General features: G+C 62.7%; 17 protein-coding genes. 7 read left to right on the top strand and 10 right to left on the bottom strand.

Annotation, left to right across the window (positions count from 1 at the left end; all coding sequences use genetic code 11):
• The first annotated feature begins 103 nt into the window (after positions 1-103).
• A complete protein-coding gene (locus NL528_RS25395; protein WP_309177185.1) occupies positions 104-991 on the top strand; it encodes an NAD-dependent epimerase/dehydratase family protein in 888 nt (295 codons plus the stop codon).
• 419 nt (positions 992-1,410) lie between these two features.
• Here NL528_RS25395 and NL528_RS25390 read toward each other — a convergent pair whose 3' ends face one another.
• Both NL528_RS25390 and NL528_RS25385 read right to left on the bottom strand, forming a co-directional pair.
• Positions 1,411-1,707 (bottom strand): HU family DNA-binding protein, encoded by a 297-nt coding sequence (locus NL528_RS25390; RefSeq protein WP_309177184.1) that lies wholly within the window; start codon positions 1,705-1,707, stop codon positions 1,411-1,413.
• Positions 1,708-2,397: 690 nt separating this feature from the next.
• Positions 2,398-2,805 (bottom strand): hypothetical protein, encoded by a 408-nt coding sequence (locus NL528_RS25385; RefSeq protein WP_309177183.1) that lies wholly within the window; start codon positions 2,803-2,805, stop codon positions 2,398-2,400.
• A gap of 309 nt (positions 2,806-3,114) precedes the next feature.
• Here NL528_RS25385 and NL528_RS25380 point away from each other — a divergent pair, with 309 nt between their 5' ends.
• Positions 3,115-3,270: a hypothetical protein gene (locus tag NL528_RS25380; RefSeq protein WP_209844159.1), complete on the top strand. Its 156-nt coding sequence runs from the start codon at positions 3,115-3,117 to the stop codon at positions 3,268-3,270.
• Positions 3,271-3,319: 49 nt separating this feature from the next.
• On the opposite strand, the gene NL528_RS25375 is transcribed toward NL528_RS25380, so the two are convergent.
• Positions 3,320-3,706: an ABC transporter substrate binding protein gene (locus NL528_RS25375; RefSeq protein ID WP_309177182.1), complete on the bottom strand. Its 387-nt coding sequence runs from the start codon at positions 3,704-3,706 to the stop codon at positions 3,320-3,322.
• Positions 3,707-3,723: 17 nt separating this feature from the next.
• On the bottom strand, positions 3,724-4,995 hold the full coding sequence (locus tag NL528_RS25370) for an ATP-binding protein (RefSeq protein WP_309177181.1): 1,272 nt from the start codon (positions 4,993-4,995) through the stop codon (positions 3,724-3,726).
• A gap of 234 nt (positions 4,996-5,229) precedes the next feature.
• Between NL528_RS25370 and NL528_RS25365 the strand changes: the two genes are divergently transcribed.
• Complete coding sequence (locus NL528_RS25365) at positions 5,230-5,445, top strand: ATP-binding protein (RefSeq protein WP_309177180.1); 216 nt, start codon at positions 5,230-5,232, stop codon at positions 5,443-5,445.
• On the opposite strand, the gene NL528_RS25360 is transcribed toward NL528_RS25365, so the two are convergent.
• Positions 5,419-5,811: a hypothetical protein gene (locus tag NL528_RS25360; protein WP_309177179.1), complete on the bottom strand. Its 393-nt coding sequence runs from the start codon at positions 5,809-5,811 to the stop codon at positions 5,419-5,421. The two genes, NL528_RS25365 and NL528_RS25360, sit on opposite strands and share 27 nt — an antisense overlap.
• A 62-nt stretch (positions 5,812-5,873) precedes the next feature.
• Between NL528_RS25360 and NL528_RS25355 the strand changes: the two genes are divergently transcribed.
• Positions 5,874-7,211 (top strand): S41 family peptidase, encoded by a 1,338-nt coding sequence (locus NL528_RS25355; protein ID WP_309177178.1) that lies wholly within the window; start codon positions 5,874-5,876, stop codon positions 7,209-7,211.
• Between the two features lie 466 nt (positions 7,212-7,677).
• Here NL528_RS25355 and NL528_RS25350 read toward each other — a convergent pair whose 3' ends face one another.
• The 5 genes from NL528_RS25350 to NL528_RS25330 form a co-directional block, all read right to left on the bottom strand.
• Positions 7,678-7,953 (bottom strand): hypothetical protein, encoded by a 276-nt coding sequence (locus NL528_RS25350; RefSeq protein WP_309177177.1) that lies wholly within the window; start codon positions 7,951-7,953, stop codon positions 7,678-7,680.
• Positions 7,954-8,046: 93 nt separating this feature from the next.
• On the bottom strand, positions 8,047-8,544 hold the full coding sequence (gene moaC / locus NL528_RS25345) for a cyclic pyranopterin monophosphate synthase MoaC (protein ID WP_309177176.1): 498 nt from the start codon (positions 8,542-8,544) through the stop codon (positions 8,047-8,049).
• A gap of 6 nt (positions 8,545-8,550) precedes the next feature.
• Positions 8,551-9,372, bottom strand: a complete 822-nt coding sequence (trpC, locus tag NL528_RS25340; RefSeq protein WP_309177175.1) for an indole-3-glycerol phosphate synthase TrpC — start codon at positions 9,370-9,372, stop codon at positions 8,551-8,553.
• A 19-nt stretch (positions 9,373-9,391) separates the two neighbouring features.
• Positions 9,392-10,405 (bottom strand): anthranilate phosphoribosyltransferase, encoded by a 1,014-nt coding sequence (gene trpD / locus NL528_RS25335; RefSeq protein ID WP_309177174.1) that lies wholly within the window; start codon positions 10,403-10,405, stop codon positions 9,392-9,394.
• A 47-nt stretch (positions 10,406-10,452) separates the two neighbouring features.
• On the bottom strand, positions 10,453-12,354 hold the full coding sequence (locus tag NL528_RS25330; RefSeq protein ID WP_309177173.1) for a SurA N-terminal domain-containing protein: 1,902 nt from the start codon (positions 12,352-12,354) through the stop codon (positions 10,453-10,455).
• Positions 12,355-12,597: 243 nt separating this feature from the next.
• Between NL528_RS25330 and tpiA the strand changes: the two genes are divergently transcribed.
• From tpiA to NL528_RS25315, 3 genes are all read left to right on the top strand, one after another.
• Positions 12,598-13,353 carry a triose-phosphate isomerase gene (gene tpiA / locus NL528_RS25325; protein WP_309177172.1) on the top strand — a complete coding sequence of 252 codons (756 nt, stop codon included), beginning with the start codon at positions 12,598-12,600 and terminating at the stop codon, positions 13,351-13,353.
• Positions 13,354-13,539: 186 nt separating this feature from the next.
• Positions 13,540-13,932, top strand: a complete 393-nt coding sequence (secG, locus tag NL528_RS25320) for a preprotein translocase subunit SecG (protein ID WP_309177171.1) — start codon at positions 13,540-13,542, stop codon at positions 13,930-13,932.
• Positions 13,933-14,098: 166 nt separating this feature from the next.
• Complete coding sequence (locus NL528_RS25315; RefSeq protein ID WP_074276578.1) at positions 14,099-15,730, top strand: CTP synthase; 1,632 nt, start codon at positions 14,099-14,101, stop codon at positions 15,728-15,730.
• Positions 15,731-15,759 lie beyond the last annotated feature (29 nt).

Raw genomic sequence — 15,759 nt, 5'->3', positions numbered from 1 at the left:
TTGCTTTTGCCAATGATAACCCGGAGCGGCCGTTGCGACCTTCGGCCTAGCCGTCGGCCAGGCCCGGTTTCGCGGCAGCGGCGGCAACGACAGGGCGAACACCATGCGCATCTTCCTCACCGGCGCGAACGGATTTATCGGCGGCGCGGTCGCTTCCGCCCTGATCGCGGATGGTCATAGGGTTCGCGGGCTGGTTCGCGACCAGGCCAAGGCTGACGCAGTCGCAGCGCACGGCATCGAGGCGGTGATCGGCTCGCTCGACGATACGGCGTTGCTGCAAGCCGAGGCCCGCGCCTCCGACGGCGTCGTCAACGCGGCGAGCAGCGGCCACCGTGGCGCGATCGACGCCTTGATCGCCGGACTTGCGGGCTCGGGCAAGCCTTTGATCCATACCAGCGGCAGCAGCAACGTGGCGGATAGAGCCATGGGCGAGCCCTCGGACCGGATATTTCACGAGGACACGCCGATCGAGCCCGAGCCTGAGCGGGCAGTGCGGGTCGCGATCGACCGGCTCGTCGTCGGTACCGCAGGCATTCGCTCGGTCGTGCTCTGCAACAGCATGATCTATGGCAACGCGCTGGGCGTACCCGCGCAAAGCGTGCAGGTTCCCGTGCTCGCGCAACAGGCCAGGGAAAGCGGTGTTGCGCGTTATATCGGCCGCGGCCTGAACCGCTGGTCCAACGTGCACATCGCCGACGTCGCGGCGCTCTATGCGCTGGCCATCGCCAAGGCGCCTGCCGGAAGTTTCATGTATGTCGAAAGCGGCGAGGAAGCCCTGGGCGAGGTGGCGCAGGCGATCGCGAAGCGGCTCGGCCTGGGGGTGGCACAGTCGTGGCCGGCCGAGCAGGCGATCGCGGCCTGGGGCAGGGAGAAGGCAATATTCTCGCTCGGTTCCAACAGCCGCGTCCGCGGCAAGCGCGCCAGCGAATTGTTGGGTTGGCGACCGAAGCATCGTTCGATCACGGAGTGGATTGCAAGAGAGTTGGTGTAGCGGCTTGTTGCGGAGACGGTGAACTTATAGCGCGAAGCCACAAATTTTGGGGCGTTGGCGGATGTCTGCTTTGAAGTACATTACAGAATCAAATCGGACCTCGCGCGAGGAGAAGCGCTCCGGCGTTCTCGCTCGGCTACAGCCCGTGGGGCGGATTGGAGCCCAACGGGTCCGCGCAAGGCGCGGCCCGATGACAGGCTCTGGAGCAATCCGCCGTTTCAGGCCAACCGCCGCGGGTTATTATCGTTCACGGAAATCGCTGCTCGCCAATCGTCCAGGCGTGACGATAATTCGGCGTCAGGCGGAGGATAGCACGGGATACATCGGCGTTGGAGCCTTGAGCGGCGGATTGCGCGTTCCGCCTTCGCTCAATCGAGCTATGACGGACGGGGTCGGCCAACTAATCCGCCGCACGAGCCTCAAACAGCGTCTTTCACAACCTTCAGCGGTGACGCCTTGACCGACTTGCTGGCCGGCTTGGCCGCGAACTCCATAGGCTCTTTCGTGAAAGGATTTACCCCGCTGCGGGCCTCGGTAGCAGGCTTGTTCACAACGGACATTTTGACGAAGCCGGGAATGACGAACTCGCCGGATTCATTCAGCTCCTTATAGCCTACGGTCGCCATCTGCTCGATGACGGCCTTTACGTCTCCCTTGGAAACCTGGGTTCCCTCTGCAATTGCATCAATCAACTGATTCTTGGTCATCTTGGTCATGATGGATTCCTTTGTGGAGGCTCAGAACGATTTAAAGCGCATGAGATACGCCGGGTGCGTCACTCGGTCCAAAACGCGGCAAAGCCACGCAGCTCGCTTCTCGTTCATACCTGTGGTCATGAAGTCTGCGGGCTTAAAACCTATCGAGGCCCAAAACGCAAGGAACTCCGCGAACGCAGATGGCTGTTCAGCGTGGATTTGCAGTGTGGAGGGTTCATGCTCGCCTTAAGTATGGCGTCGGTTTTCAATATTGATCACGGCCCGATGAATGAAATCCGATATGATAGTTGGAACCGGCACAGTTGCCGCGGGGCCGGTTGTTGCGCCGATTGAACTGCCTTGAAAGAGGCCGTCAACTGAGGCGGCCTGAAAGGTCAAATGAAGCTGTCACCGAAAATCAATGAGATAGGTGCCCGGCCTGCAACGGCACCGGCTTTCCAGCGATAAAGCAACCGGCGCAGCCAAATCGGAAAATTTATCCAGTCCAGTGTAAGGCGTGTGCCGGCAAGGGAAGAATTACGGACGCCGCTGGCTGAGATGCTCTGATGACGTTGCATCCGTAGCAACGACGAGGTGCAGCGCCCTCAAATGCGCGCGCAGCTGCCGCCTGGATCGGCCAGGAGTCCGACGCAGCTGTCAGCCATCGGTAATGCGCAGGATTCGCGGGTGTCGCCGTAATTCTCCGTTCCACTACTGGTTCATGTTGTTGATCATCTGTTGCAGGTTGTCCTGATCCTGCTGCCATCGAACCATGTCGTCATTCGAGGACGTGTCGATTTGGGGCGCGGGTGACGCGGGTGAATCGTCGCCGGCGACGCGGGCGCGGGCCGACGGCGGATCGGGAATGATATGATCGAGCGCCCAGCCGCGCACGAACATGCACGCTCTCATGTTAGGAGCGGCCGCGGCGCTGAACGACCGGCCACTGCGCAAAGCGCCACAGCTGCGGCCGTCGGCGCGCTTGGCCGCCATGCTGCGGTCGTGACCGTTCGGCCGCAGCGTATCCCTGAATACCCAGGTGTCGGCGTGGGCTGCGCGGAGCATGCCGACCAGGAGAAGCGTTGTGCTCAGCGCCGTCGCGATCATGGTCCGTTTCATCGGTCATCTTCCATCTTGCTAGCGGGCCTTCGCTGATGGGACGCGATGAAGTCGGCGGGCGGTTCGAACCGCGTCGATTACAAATTGGACATCAACCCCGGGGAGGCCCGGTGCTGGCGAGCGGGCCGACCGAGCCCTGGCCAGCCGCTGCCCACCGGTAATGCCGGCGGGCTTTCGTCAAATCTTAACCGTCGACAGTTATGTATTTGCCAATCGCGCCCCCAAAGCGTCGCGAGAGTATTGCGTAACGAAAACCCGCCGCCTCAACCCGGCGGGTTTTTCTTCGGGTTTTTCTTGGGAAAGTTCACGATGTCACTGTCCTCAGCAAAGAACTATGCACTTCGAGCCGAGCGATCGCAGGACGCCAAGGAAGCTGCCGACCTCTTGGCGAAAGCGATATTGGAATTGGCCGCGGCAATCGAGGCAACCGACGCCAAAGTAAAGAAGATGAACAAGTCGGGCTAGCCTCGCCTCATAGTTGTGCGGCTCTCACGCGCTTGACCAACGCGGGGCGTCATTCGATCACGTCGTCGGCACGCGCGAGCAGCGCGGGCGGCACGGTGAGGCCGAGCGCCCTGGCGGTTTTGAGGTTGATGACCAGTTCGAACTTGGTCGGTTGCAGGACGGGTAGTTCGGCGGGCTTGGCGCCGCTGAGGATCCGGCCGACATAGACGCCTGTCTGGCGAGCGGATTCTGTGAAGCTTGTTCCGTAGCTCATCAAGCCTCCATCCACGACAAATTGACGCCAGGGGTAAATGGCGGGAATGCGATGGCGCGCTGCCAGCGCGACTAGTCTGGCCCGACGGATCAGGAAGAAGGGGCTGCCGCCAACAAAGTGCGTTTGCGGGTCTCGTTTGGCGATGGATGCGAAGGCGCCATCCAGATCGGGATCGCTCGTCACATTCACAAAATCAAGTTTTAAGCCGAAGAATCCTCGTTGTGACCGACGCTTCGGTCCGGGGCCATTCGCGGCAAGATTATTTGAACGGTAGTACCCGAGCCGAGCTTGCTTTCAAGCCGGAGCTGTCCCCCCAATCGATCCACAACGATGCTGTGGACGATATGCAGACCAAGACCACTCGCGCCATCATGTCGGCGCGTGGTAAAAAACGGATCGAAGGCCCGCCTCTCGACGTCGGGAGCCATGCCACAGCCGTCGTCGGCGAACAGAACTTCTACATGCTCGTGCCCGGCCGCGCGAACCGAGACGTCGATGTTCCCCTTGCGGCGACCGGAGAAGGCATGCGTCATTGAATTGACAGCGAGATTGGTCAGGGCCTGACCGAATGGCCCGGGGTAGCTGTCCATGGCAAGATTAGGTTCGCATCGGAGGCTGAGCGCAATGTCGCGGTTTTGCAGCTGCCGCGCAAATTGAGAGAGAACCTGGCCTGCCAGTTCGCTTGCGTCGAAGCTTCGCCGATGGGACTTAGTTTGATCGGGCGCTACTTGCTTGAAGGATTGCACGCGCTCGGCGGCCCGACCGAGATTTGATACCAATTGCGCCGAAGCGTCGCCGACAAGTTCCACGAACTCGCTCAGAGTTGAACGCCTGAGATCGCCGCGCGCGACTTCGGCAGCGAACAACTCGGCCTTGCGCTGGAGCGTCGAGGCAACAGTCAGGCTGCTACCGAGTGGACTGTTGATCTCGTGAGCGACACCAGCGACCATTCGGCCAAGCGCGGCAAGTTTTTCAGCTTCGATCAGCGAGTCCTGGATGTCGCGCAAATGTCGAAGGGCCGTCTCAGCGGCGTCCCTGGCGCTCCGGATTTCCCGCTCGGCGCGCTTGCGTTCAGTAATCTCCTCGGCAGCCACATTGACCGCAACGATTTCACCATTCGGCGTTCGCAGTGGATGCCAATAGGTCATCCAGGAGCGCTCCTCGACCTGATCTGCACGTTGTCCCGCGACTTCGATGCCGATGACAGGTTCTCCCGTCTCCATGATAGAGCGAACGATTTGCCCGACGGAGTCGGCAAGTGCCGGCACGCAGTCTCGGACGAAGCGCCCCAGATGACCCTCGACCGATATGCCACAAATCTCGGTAAGGCGCTGGTTGATCTGTAGATATCGGCAGTCAGGCGACAGGCAGGCAAGGCCGATTGGGGCGGTGTCATAAATCAGTTGCAGAGCGGGCAATTGTGGGAACAGCATCACCTCCGAAGCAGGCGATGATTTCGGTGTGCTCGTCACCAAACTTCCCCGTGGTTGTTGCGTCAGGCGCATGAGATTAGGACGGGTTCCACAGTCGATTGATCTAGATCAACGATACCCATTGGTTCGGTACCGGTCCCAGCTCTCGACAGCGTGTTTAGGGTGTCGCTTTTTCAAAGGCCGTTTTGCGTCGCATTGGACGCGATGTCCGCGATACCTGAGGATCAACGCAGGCTCACGGTTGTTAGCGCGCGCGTGGACAGGTTTGCGGAAGTGTCCGTTTCCGACACTGGGCCGGGCATTCCGCCCGACAAGCTCAAGGAAATCTTTGATCCATTCTTTTCTACCAAGGAGAAGGGCTTGGGCATGGGCCTGTCCATTGCGCGAACCATCGTTGAGGCCCACGGCGGGCAGCTAACGGCAGAGAACCGGGCCGGACGCGGCGCGATGTTTCGCATGAGACTACCACTTGCGGCGCTGCGGAAATGACTGGCTCTGGCCCATGGCGAAATTGCTGGAGGTCCGCTTTCGTTCCGCGCGACCGGCAGGGAAATTAAACACAGCTGCCAAATGCCACCGCTGGAATATATCGGACGCCATGCCGATATCATGACCATCGCAGGTGGTCTGATCACCCACCGCGATCAGACCGAACCGGCCCTGCGCAATAAACAGGCAGATTTGATCGCGGGTGGCCGGAAAATCCTCAATGATCCCAACTAGCCGGCCGATTGGGCGTTGAAACTCGGTGGAAAGCCGTCGTGACGAGACCGTAATGATCCGGCAGGGTTTGGCCTTGATCCGACCAAAAAGCCGTTGTGTGTTTGGCGTCGCCGGGCGAGGCTGCCGATTCATCCGGGTCGACGCCAAGAATGAAGCCAAAAATAGCGAAAAAATAGCGAGAAGGATCGCGAGCGATGCGCAAGAACATTACCTTTCTGCTTGGCACGGTTACGGGCGCCTGTCTGACCCTTTTCGTCGCCGGACCGCAGGGGGCGCATCTAATTGGAGCCGCCACGGCGGCCGCGCGCGCCGACAACACCTACTCGCAGCTCAATCTGTTCGGCGACGTGTTCGAGCGCATCCGCACCGACTATGTCGAGAAGCCCGACGACGCCAAGCTGGTCGAGGGCGCCATCAACGGCATGATCTCTTCGCTCGATCCGCATTCGCGCTACATGAATGAAAAGGGCTGGAGCGACATGCAGGAGACCACCCGCGGCGAGTTCGGCGGGCTCGGCATCGAGGTCACCATGGAAGACGGCTTTGTCAAAGTCGTAGCCCCAATCGACGACACGCCGGCCTCCAAGGCCGGCATCATGTCGGGCGACGTGATCACGCAGATCGACGACGAAGCGATCCAGGGCCTCACGCTCGATCAGGCCGTCAACAAGATGAAGGGCGTGCCCAACAGCCAGACCCGGCTGAAGATCATTCGCAAGGATGCCGACAAGCCGATCGACATCGCGATCACCCGTGAAATCATCCGGGTGCGGCCGGTGCGTTACCACACCGAAGGCGGCGATATCGGCTATGTCAGGATCACCTCCTTCAACGAACAGACCACCGACGGCCTGCGCAAGGCGATCACGGATATCTCGAAGGAAATCCCGCCGGAGAAGCTCGCGGGCTATGTCATCGATCTGCGCAACAATCCGGGCGGATTGCTCGACCAGGCGGTTTCGGTCACCAGCACCTTGATGCCGCGGGGCGAAGTCGTCTCGACGCGCGGCCGCACGCCCGAGGAAACCCAGCGTTTTACAGCGCGGGGTGGCGATCTGACCAAAGGCAAGCCGCTTGTGGTGCTGATCAATGGCGGCTCCGCGTCGGCGTCCGAGATCGTCGCCGGCGCATTGCACGATCACAAGCGCGCGACCGTGATCGGGACGCGCTCGTTCGGCAAGGGCTCGGTGCAGACCATCATTCCGCTCGGCACCGGCAATGGCGCGCTGGCGCTGACCACCGCGCGCTATTTCACGCCGTCAGGCCATTCGATCCAGGCGCTCGGCATCAAGCCCGATATCGAAGTGCTCCAGGACGTGCCGGACGAATTCAAGACCCGCTCCGAGCTCAAGGGCGAGGCCTCGATGCGCGGGCATCTGTCCGCCGAAGGCGCCGAGCAGACCGGTTCGCAGTCCTATGTTCCGCCGGAGGAGAAGAACGACAAGGCGCTGATCGCAGCCTTCAACCAGCTTCGCGGCGTCACCGTCAACGCGGATGCGCCGGTATCGCCGAAGCGGCCGATTCCGAACTGAGAGGCTGTGAAGCTATCTCGGACCTCATCCTGAGGAGCGGCGTCTTCGCCGCGTCTCGAAGGATGGCGGCGAGTCGATTGTTGCGTCCATCCTTCGAGACGCTTGCGGAGTTTATCATCGGGCCGCGCTTCGCGCGGACCCAGTGGCAAGCTCCTCACGATGAGGTTTGTACTCTCCGTCATCCCGAGGTGGCGTAGCGTTTTCAGGCGAAGTGGGTGCCGGTTCGCATAGCAATCAAGTTTACGCAGATTGCGTAGACTTATCTGCGGTAGAAAACGCGTAAAAAAATCGATCAGGCCGGCCGGGCAACGGGTTTGCGTTTTCGCGCCGGGATTGGGTGCGTCGCCGCCGGCTTTTGCCGGGCCTCAGCACCAGGTTTGCGATGAAATAATCGAAGGCGGGTCACGACTGTCGATCGGCGATCACCCGCGAAACTACATCCCGTCGTGTGCGCGAAAGCTTGTCGTCACTGCGTGCGGACCGCCGATGAAGCGGAGCGGTGTATCCGCGATCGTTTTCCGGCGACGCCGACGGTCTGACCGCCGGACCATGTGCGGTCGTTCTGTCCCAGGCGGCTGCGATATTCGAGGCTGTTGGGATTGCCCGGGCCCATGTTCTGGCAATTGGCGTCGGGATAGTACTGCGCACAATAGCCGGGCTCGTAGATGACAGCCTGCGCCATCGCCGGCAGGGCGAGCACCGAAAAAACCGTGGCTGCACCGAGAAGCCTGAATAGCCGCATCGCGTTTCTCCGCATGAAGGTGACAAGAGGATAACACCGCACGCCGGCGCTTAAGTCCGGATCGTCCCGTCACACCCCCGTGATGGGTCTTGCCTAGGCGCGGTAGTGCCCGGACTTGCCGCCCTTTTTCTCGACGAGATGAATGCCCTCGATGCGAACGCCGCGCTCCACCGCCTTGATCATGTCGTAGATCGTCAGGCACGCGACCGACACCGCCGTCAGCGCTTCCATCTCGACGCCGGTCGGGCCGGTGACCTTGACCGTGGCGCGGACCAGGCAGCCGGGCAATTTCCTGTCCGGGGTAATGTCCAGCGTGACCTTCGACAGCGCCAGCGGGTGGCACAGCGGGATCAGATCCGACGTGCGCTTCGCGGCCATGATGCCGGCGATGCGCGCGGCACCCAGCACGTCGCCCTTCTTGGCGTTGCCGGAAACGATCAGTTCGAGCGTCGCCTTGCTCATGACGACACAGCCTTCGGCGACTGCCATTCGTTCGGTCGCGGGCTTGGCCGAGACGTCGACCATCCGCGCTTCGCCGGACGCATCGATATGGGTGAGGGCGGATCCGCCTTTGGACGATTTTCGGGCCATCTTCTTCTAGCGCGTTCCGGTCGCGCGGGGGGTCTCGGCGCGGGTCAGCAAGGCGCGCGTGGCCGCGGTCACATCGGCCTGACGCATCAGGCTTTCGCCGACCAGGAAGGTCGACATGCCGACCCGCTCCAACCGCGCGAGATCGGCGGGCGCGAAGATACCGCTTTCGCCGACCATCAGCCGGTCGCGCGGAATCAGCGGCGCCAGCGCCTCGCTGGTCGCAAGCGAGGTCTCGAAGGTGCGGAGATTGCGGTTGTTGACACCGATCATCGGCGAGCGAAGCTTCAGCGCCCGATCGAGTTCGGCGCGGTCGTGGATTTCGATCAGCACGTCCATGCCCTGCGCGATCGCCACGTCCTCGAGATCTTTGGCGGCGGCATCGTCGAGCGCCGCCATGATGATCAGGATGCAGTCGGCGCCGTGGGCGCGCGCCTCGACCACCTGATAGGTGTCGAACATGAAATCCTTGCGCAGCACCGGCAGATTGGTCGCCGCGCGCGCCGCGACCATGAAATCGAGATGGCCCTGGAATGACGGCGTATCCGTCAGCACCGACAAACACGCCGCCCCGCCGGCCTCATAGGCCTTTGCCAGCACCGGCGGATCGAAATCGGCGCGGATCAGCCCCTTCGAGGGCGATGCCTTCTTCACTTCGGCAATCAGCGCGTAGTCGCCGCGCGCGAGTTTTTCACGGATCGCGCGCACGAAACCGCGCGGCGGCGGCGCCGTGTTCGCGAGCACCTCCAGGTTGGCCAGCGGATGCGCGCGCCTGGCGGCGGCGATCTCTTCGCGCTTGTAGGTCTCGATCTTGCTGAGGATATCGGACATGTCAGGCGCTCCCGAGGGGTCAGGCGTTGGAAACCGCGATCAGGTGCTTGAGACGCGCTGCAGCCGCACCGCTGTCGAGCGATTTGCCGCCGATCGCCACGCCTTCTTTCAGATCCTTGGCGCGGCCGGCCACGATCAGCGCCGCCGCGGCGTTCAAGAGTGCCACGTCGCGATAGGCGCTCGGCTTGCCATTGAGCACGCTTTGCAGCGCCACCGCGTTGGCATCGGCGTCGCCGCCTTTCAGCGCCTCGCCGCCGACGCGCGTGAGCCCTGCGTCGTCCGGTGTCACCTCGAAGGTGCGGATGTTGCCGTTCTCGAGGCTGGCCACGAAGCTCGGGCCGGTGAGGGTGATCTCGTCGAGCCCGTCGGAGCCGTGCACCACCCAGACGGATTCGGAGCCGAGATTCTTCAGCACCTGCGCCAGCGGTTGCACCCAATGCCTGGAAAACACGCCGACCATTTGCCGTTTGACGCCGGCTGGATTGGAGAGCGGCCCGAGCAGATTGAAGATCGTGCGCGTAGCGAGCTCGACCCGGGTCGGGCCGACATTCTTCATGGCGGGATGATGCGTGGGCGCGAACATGAAGCCGATGCCGGCTTCCCGCACGCAGCGGCCGACGTGTTCGGGCGAAAGATCGATCTTGACGCCAAGCGAAGCCAATACGTCAGCCGCGCCCGAGCGCGACGACAGCGCGCGGTTGCCGTGTTTGGCGACGGGTACGCCGGCGCCCGCGACGATGAAGGAGGCGCAGGTCGACACGTTGACCGAGCCCGAGCCGTCGCCGCCGGTGCCGACCACGTCGACCGCCTCGGCGGGCGCATTGACGCGCAGCATCTTGCCGCGCATCGCCGATACCGCGCCGGTGATCTCGTCGACGGTTTCGCCGCGCACCCGCAAGGCCATCAGCAACCCGCCCATCTGCGAGGGCGTGGCCTCGCCGGACATCATGCTGTCGAAGGCGGACGCCGCCTCCTCGCGCGACAGCGTCGCGCCGGTGGCGACTTTCCCGATGATAGATTTGAGGTCGTCCATCGCGTGCTTTCAGGATTGGGTGGGGGCATGACCCGTTCGGATCATGCTCAGTTGTTCGCGCCCGTCACCTGTGCGAAGGCGGCCTGGTTGATGGTGGTGCCGATCTCGGATTCGAGTTTCGTAACATATTGCGCAAGCTGTTCATCGGTCAGCCCGCGCACCAGCGTTTCCTTCAGCTTCTTCACGTCGTCCGAGGCGGCATCGACCGGCGGTACGCTGATATCGGTGACGCGGAATACGATCCACTCGCTGCCGCCGGCGCCGGGGGTTTGGCCGACGCCGTCCTTGGCCGTGCGAAATGCCGCCGTCACCACGCTTGCGGGGACGCCGGGCAGGGAGGCATCGCGCCGGAAACCGGCCGCGGTTTCGACCTTCGACCCCACTGCCGCCGCTTCCTCGGCCAGCGTGCCGCCATGCTCGAGCTTCTCGACCATTTCAGTCGCCTTGGCGCGCAGCTTGGTCGAGATCTGGTCATCGCGCCAGCGCGCCTCGACCTGGTCCCTGACCTCGTCGAGCGCGCGCTCGCGCGACGGCGTGATGCCGAGCACGTCGTACCAGACATAGCCGCCGCCGAACTGGATCGGGTCGTTGTCGACGCCGACATCGCTGTTGAAGGCCTGCGAGACCACGTCGAGGCCGCGCGGAATATTGGCCACCAGCTGACCGTTGGGCATACGGCCGGAACGATCGACCGCGTCGATCGTGACGGCGGCCAATCCAAGCTTCTGCGCCGCTTCGACCACGCTGGCGCCACCGCCGCGCTCGTCTTCCATCTTGTTGTGAAGTTCGGCGACCTTCGCGCGCGCGCGTTCGGTCGCGATTTCCTTCTTGAGCTGGGCAGCGAAGCTCTCATAGGTGGGCGTCACGCCGGGCTCGATCTTGCCGATCTTGACCAGCGCCACGCCGAACTGGCCTTGCACGGGCTGGCTCACCTCGCCGGAAGGCAGCGAAAACGCAGCCTCCGCCACCGCAGGATCGATGATCGCGGATTTCGCGATCATGCCGAGGTCGACGTCGGATACGTTGAGGTTGCGCTCCTTGGCCAGATCGTCGAACGACAATCCGGACGTGATGCGTCCGCGCGCCGCCAGCGCTTCCTCCGCGTTGGGAAACACCATTTGCGACACTTCGCGCCGTTCCGGCGTTCCGAGTTTGTCGCGCCGCTGCTCGAACGCCTTCTTGGCATCCTCGTCGGAGACATCGGTCCATTTACCGATCTCTTCCGGGTTGATAACGACGAAGGAAAGCTTGCGGTATTCGGGGGCCCGGAACTGGGTCTTGTGTTCGTCGAAATAGGCCGCGAGCGTCTCGGGAGAGGGTGGATCGATTTGGCCGGCCTGCGCGGTGTCGAGCTTGATATATTCGACCGAGCGCTGTTCGTTCTGGAAGCGCGTCAGCGCGTCGATCAGCACCTTCGGCGGTTCGAGGCCGGCCGAAATGGTGCCGGCGATCTGGCGCCGCAGCCCGACCCGGCGCCGCTCGGCGAGATAGCGCTGCTCGGTGTATCCGAACTGCCGGATGGTGGACTGGAAGCGGGCCGGCTCGAACGTGCCGTTAAGTCCCTTGAAATTGGGATCGTTGTAGATCGTCCGCATGACCTCGGCGTCGGACTGACCGAGCCCCATGCGGCGGGCTTCCTCGTCGAGGGCTGCCTCGGCAATGGTTTGTTGCAGCACCTGGCGGTCAAGCCCGAAGGCGCGGGCCTGGTCCATGGTCAGGGGGCGGCCGAATTGGCGGCCCAGCTGCTGCAGCTTGTCGTTATAGATCTGACGGAATAGCTCGGCCGAAATCTCGGTCCGGCCGATCTTGGCCAGCGTCGACTGGCCGAATCCCCGGAAGATGTCGGCGATGCCCCAGACTCCGAAGCTCACGATCAAGACGCCCATCACGGTGGCCATGATGATCTTGCCGAGCCAGTTTGATGAGGCTTTCCGCATTCCTCGAAGCATGGGTCCAACTTGTTTTGCAGGAGGGGAACCGGGTCGTGCCCAAAGGCGGATTCGGGTTCGAATTCCGCAACAGGGCGTCACCGAGTTGATAACGCATCATAAAGTGGCAGCCGCCCGGTCGCAACCTCAGCGGGGTGGCCCAATTGAAGCAGTTAACGACTTGAGGGATCGTATCGGCGGTGTCTGGAACTGATGGCCGCGCTCTGCTAGCGCATGCGGGCCCAATATTCGCGGGAATTTGACATGACCGAGACCATCCGGCCTCTGATCGCCGGCAACTGGAAAATGAACGGCCTAACGGCCTCTTTGGCCGAATTCGACGCCATGTGCGCGGGCGCCGCCGCGCTCGAGGGGAAAGCCGATTTGCTGGTCTGTCCCCCGGCGACCCTGATTGCCGCCTTCGCCGACAAGGCGCGGGGCTCAAAGCTCGCGGTCGGTGCGCAGGATTGCCATCCCAAGGCCTCCGGCGCCCATACCGGCGATCTTTCGGCCGAAATGCTGGCGGATGCCGGGGCCGGCGCCATCATCGTCGGCCATTCCGAGCGGCGGGCCGACCATGGCGAAACCGACGCGCTGGTTCGGCAGAAGGCTGAGGCGGCCTGGCGCGCGGGCCTCACCGCCATTGTCTGTATCGGCGAAACCCGCGCGCAACGCGATGCCGGGCAGACGCTCGATATTTGCGGCGGCCAGCTCAAGGGCTCGCTGCCGGACGCGGCGACCGCGGCCAATCTGGTGGTAGCCTACGAGCCGGTCTGGGCGATCGGCACCGGGTTGACCCCCACGGCCAAAGATGTCGAGCAAGTTCATCGGCTTATCCGGGATGTTCTGGTAGCTCGCTTTAACCGCGAGGGGGCTCAGGTCCGGATCCTCTATGGCGGCTCGGTAAAGCCCTCGAACGCGGCCGAATTGATGGGGGTTGCCAATGTCAACGGCGCCCTGGTCGGCGGCGCCAGCCTGAAAGCGGCCGATTTCCTTGCGATCGCAGCTGGCTGCCCTTAGTTAAAGCATGATCCGGAAAAGTGGTCGCCGCTTTTCCGAAAGATCATGCTCAAACATAAGGATAGGGCGCGATCGGGGGTGACAATGCCCGGTCCGATCGTGTAACACCGCGCAACTTCAGGAAAACCCGCAAGCCTTCATGTGCAGCCGAACCGGCGCTCTCGGCTTGCGATGGAAGGTTTTAAGATGCAGACCGTCGTTATCGTCATTCACCTCATGATCGTCGCCGTGCTGATCGGCTCCGTGTTGCTGCAGAAATCCGAAGGTGGCGGCCTCGGCATGGGTGGAGGCGCGGGCTTTATGTCGAGCCGCGGCACAGCCAATCTGTTGAGCCGGACCACCGCCGTCCTGGCGGCAGGCTTCTTTGCGACCAGCTTGTTTTTGGCCTGGATCGCAGGCGGTGATCGCAAGCCGGCCTCGGTTCTCGGTAACCCCCCGGCGTCGCAATCCCAGCCGGCCGGCGGCGCGACCCCGATCACGCCACCGACCTCTGGCGGCGTCCTGGATTCGCTGAAGAAGGTGGATGAGCAGCAGGGCCAGCCGGCGCCATCGGGCCCTCAGGCCCCGCGTTCGCAATAAAGCAGGGTGGCTATGCAGGATGGCGTCTACCGTCCCGCATCAGAACTTCCCATCAATACCCTGATATTGCTTTAGATTTCACGTCACCCACAGCCCGACAGAATGTTCGCCGCTGGCTGCGATTCGTTTTGGCGAATCGGCCCAGTGGCCTTAAAGGTTAAGCCCCATGGCGCGGTACATATTCATCACCGGCGGCGTGGTTTCTTCGCTCGGAAAGGGTCTGGCTTCGGCGGCACTTGGTGCCCTGCTGCAGGCCCGCGGGTACAAGGTCCGGCTCCGCAAACTCGATCCCTATCTCAACCTCGATCCCGGAACGATGTCGCCGTACCAGCACGGCGAAGTGTTCGTGACCGACGACGGCGCCGAGACCGATCTCGATCTCGGCCATTACGAGCGCTTTACCGGACGGCCCGCCACCAAGGCCGACAACATCACCACCGGCCGCATCTATCAGGACATCATCACCAAGGAACGCCGCGGCGACTATCTCGGCGCCACCATCCAGGTGGTCCCGCACGTCACCAACGCGATCAAAGAATTCGTGCTCTCCGGCAACGACGACTACGATTTCGTGCTGGTCGAGATCGGCGGCACCGTCGGCGACATCGAGGGCCTGCCGTTCTTCGAGGCGATCCGCCAGCTCAAGAACGATCTGCCGCGCGAGCATGCCATTTACATCCATCTGACGCTGTTGCCGTTCATCCCGAGCGCCGGCGAATTGAAGACAAAGCCAACCCAGCACTCGGTCAAGGAACTGCGCTCGATCGGCATCCAGCCGGATATCCTTTTGTGCCGCACCGACCGCGAGATTCCGAAGGAAGAGCGGCGCAAGCTCGGCCTGTTCTGCAACGTGCGCGAAAGTGCCGTGATCGAGGCCCGCGACGTCGACAACATCTACGCGGTGCCCGAGGCCTACCACGCCGCCGGTCTCGACGACGAGGTGCTGGCCGCGTTCGGCATCACCCCGAAAATTCCGCCGGCCCTGCAGAGCTGGAACGTGATCAACGAGCGGGTGCGCAACCCCGAGGGTGCTGTGACCATCGCCATCGTCGGCAAATACACCGGCATGAAGGACGCCTATAAATCGCTGATCGAGGCGCTGTCGCATGGCGGCATCGCCAACAAGGTGAAGGTCAATCTCGACTGGATCGAGAGCGAGGTGTTCGAGAACGAGGACCCGGCGCCGTTCCTCGAACACGTTAACGGCATTCTGGTGCCCGGCGGCTTTGGCCAGCGTGGCGCCGAAGGCAAGATCCGCGCGGCGCAGTTCGCCCGCGAGCGCGACGTGCCGTATTTCGGCATCTGCTTCGGCATGCAGATGGCGGTGATCGAGGCCGCGCGCAATCTGGTCGGCATCGAGGAAGCCAATTCCACTGAGTTCGGCCCGACGAAAGAGCCGCTGGTAGGCCTGATGACGGAATGGCTGCGCGGCAACGAACTCGAGAAGCGCTCGAGGTCCGGTGATCTCGGCGGCACGATGCGGCTCGGGGCCTATCCGGCCGAGCTCAAGCGCGGCAGCCGGGTGTCGGAAGTCTATGGCGGCGCCACCGAGATTTCCGAGCGCCACCGTCACCGATATGAGGTCAACACCGCCTACAAGGACCGGCTCGAACAGCACGGCCTGCGGTTTTCAGGCCTGTCGCCCGACGGCGTGTTGCCGGAGATCGTCGAATATGAGGACCATCCCTGGTTCATCGGCGTGCAATTCCATCCGGAACTGAAGTCGCGCCCGTTCGAACCGCACCCGCTGTTCGCGTCGTTCATTCAGGCCGCGATGGCGCAGAGCCGGCTGGTGTAAGAGGCTCCGCGAAACAATCCTTGGCGCGG

The organism is Bradyrhizobium sp. Ash2021 (assembly GCF_031202265.1).
In the GTDB taxonomy this organism is placed as follows: domain Bacteria; phylum Pseudomonadota; class Alphaproteobacteria; order Rhizobiales; family Xanthobacteraceae; genus Bradyrhizobium.
Note: the sequence above shows the minus strand (reverse complement) of the source record. Positions and strands in the feature narration are given on the sequence as shown.

What these genes read in the sequence shown, in the direction of transcription:
- NL528_RS25395 (WP_309177185.1), top strand. Translation starts at nt 104, where the DNA reads ATGCGCATCTTCCTCACCGGCGCGAACGGATTTATCGGCGGCGCGGTC.
- NL528_RS25390 (WP_309177184.1), bottom strand. Translation starts at nt 1,707, where the DNA reads ATGACCAAGATGACCAAGAATCAGTTGATTGATGCAATTGCAGAGGGA.
- NL528_RS25385 (WP_309177183.1), bottom strand. Translation starts at nt 2,805, where the DNA reads ATGAAACGGACCATGATCGCGACGGCGCTGAGCACAACGCTTCTCCTG.
- NL528_RS25380 (WP_209844159.1), top strand. Translation starts at nt 3,115, where the DNA reads ATGTCACTGTCCTCAGCAAAGAACTATGCACTTCGAGCCGAGCGATCG.
- NL528_RS25360 (WP_309177179.1), bottom strand. Translation starts at nt 5,811, where the DNA reads ATGAATCGGCAGCCTCGCCCGGCGACGCCAAACACACAACGGCTTTTT.
- NL528_RS25355 (WP_309177178.1), top strand. Translation starts at nt 5,874, where the DNA reads ATGCGCAAGAACATTACCTTTCTGCTTGGCACGGTTACGGGCGCCTGT.
- NL528_RS25350 (WP_309177177.1), bottom strand. Translation starts at nt 7,953, where the DNA reads ATGCGGCTATTCAGGCTTCTCGGTGCAGCCACGGTTTTTTCGGTGCTC.
- moaC (WP_309177176.1), bottom strand. Translation starts at nt 8,544, where the DNA reads ATGGCCCGAAAATCGTCCAAAGGCGGATCCGCCCTCACCCATATCGAT.
- trpC (WP_309177175.1), bottom strand. Translation starts at nt 9,372, where the DNA reads ATGTCCGATATCCTCAGCAAGATCGAGACCTACAAGCGCGAAGAGATC.
- trpD (WP_309177174.1), bottom strand. Translation starts at nt 10,405, where the DNA reads ATGGACGACCTCAAATCTATCATCGGGAAAGTCGCCACCGGCGCGACG.
- NL528_RS25330 (WP_309177173.1), bottom strand. Translation starts at nt 12,354, where the DNA reads ATGCTTCGAGGAATGCGGAAAGCCTCATCAAACTGGCTCGGCAAGATC.
- tpiA (WP_309177172.1), top strand. Translation starts at nt 12,598, where the DNA reads ATGACCGAGACCATCCGGCCTCTGATCGCCGGCAACTGGAAAATGAAC.
- secG (WP_309177171.1), top strand. Translation starts at nt 13,540, where the DNA reads ATGCAGACCGTCGTTATCGTCATTCACCTCATGATCGTCGCCGTGCTG.
- NL528_RS25315 (WP_074276578.1), top strand. Translation starts at nt 14,099, where the DNA reads ATGGCGCGGTACATATTCATCACCGGCGGCGTGGTTTCTTCGCTCGGA.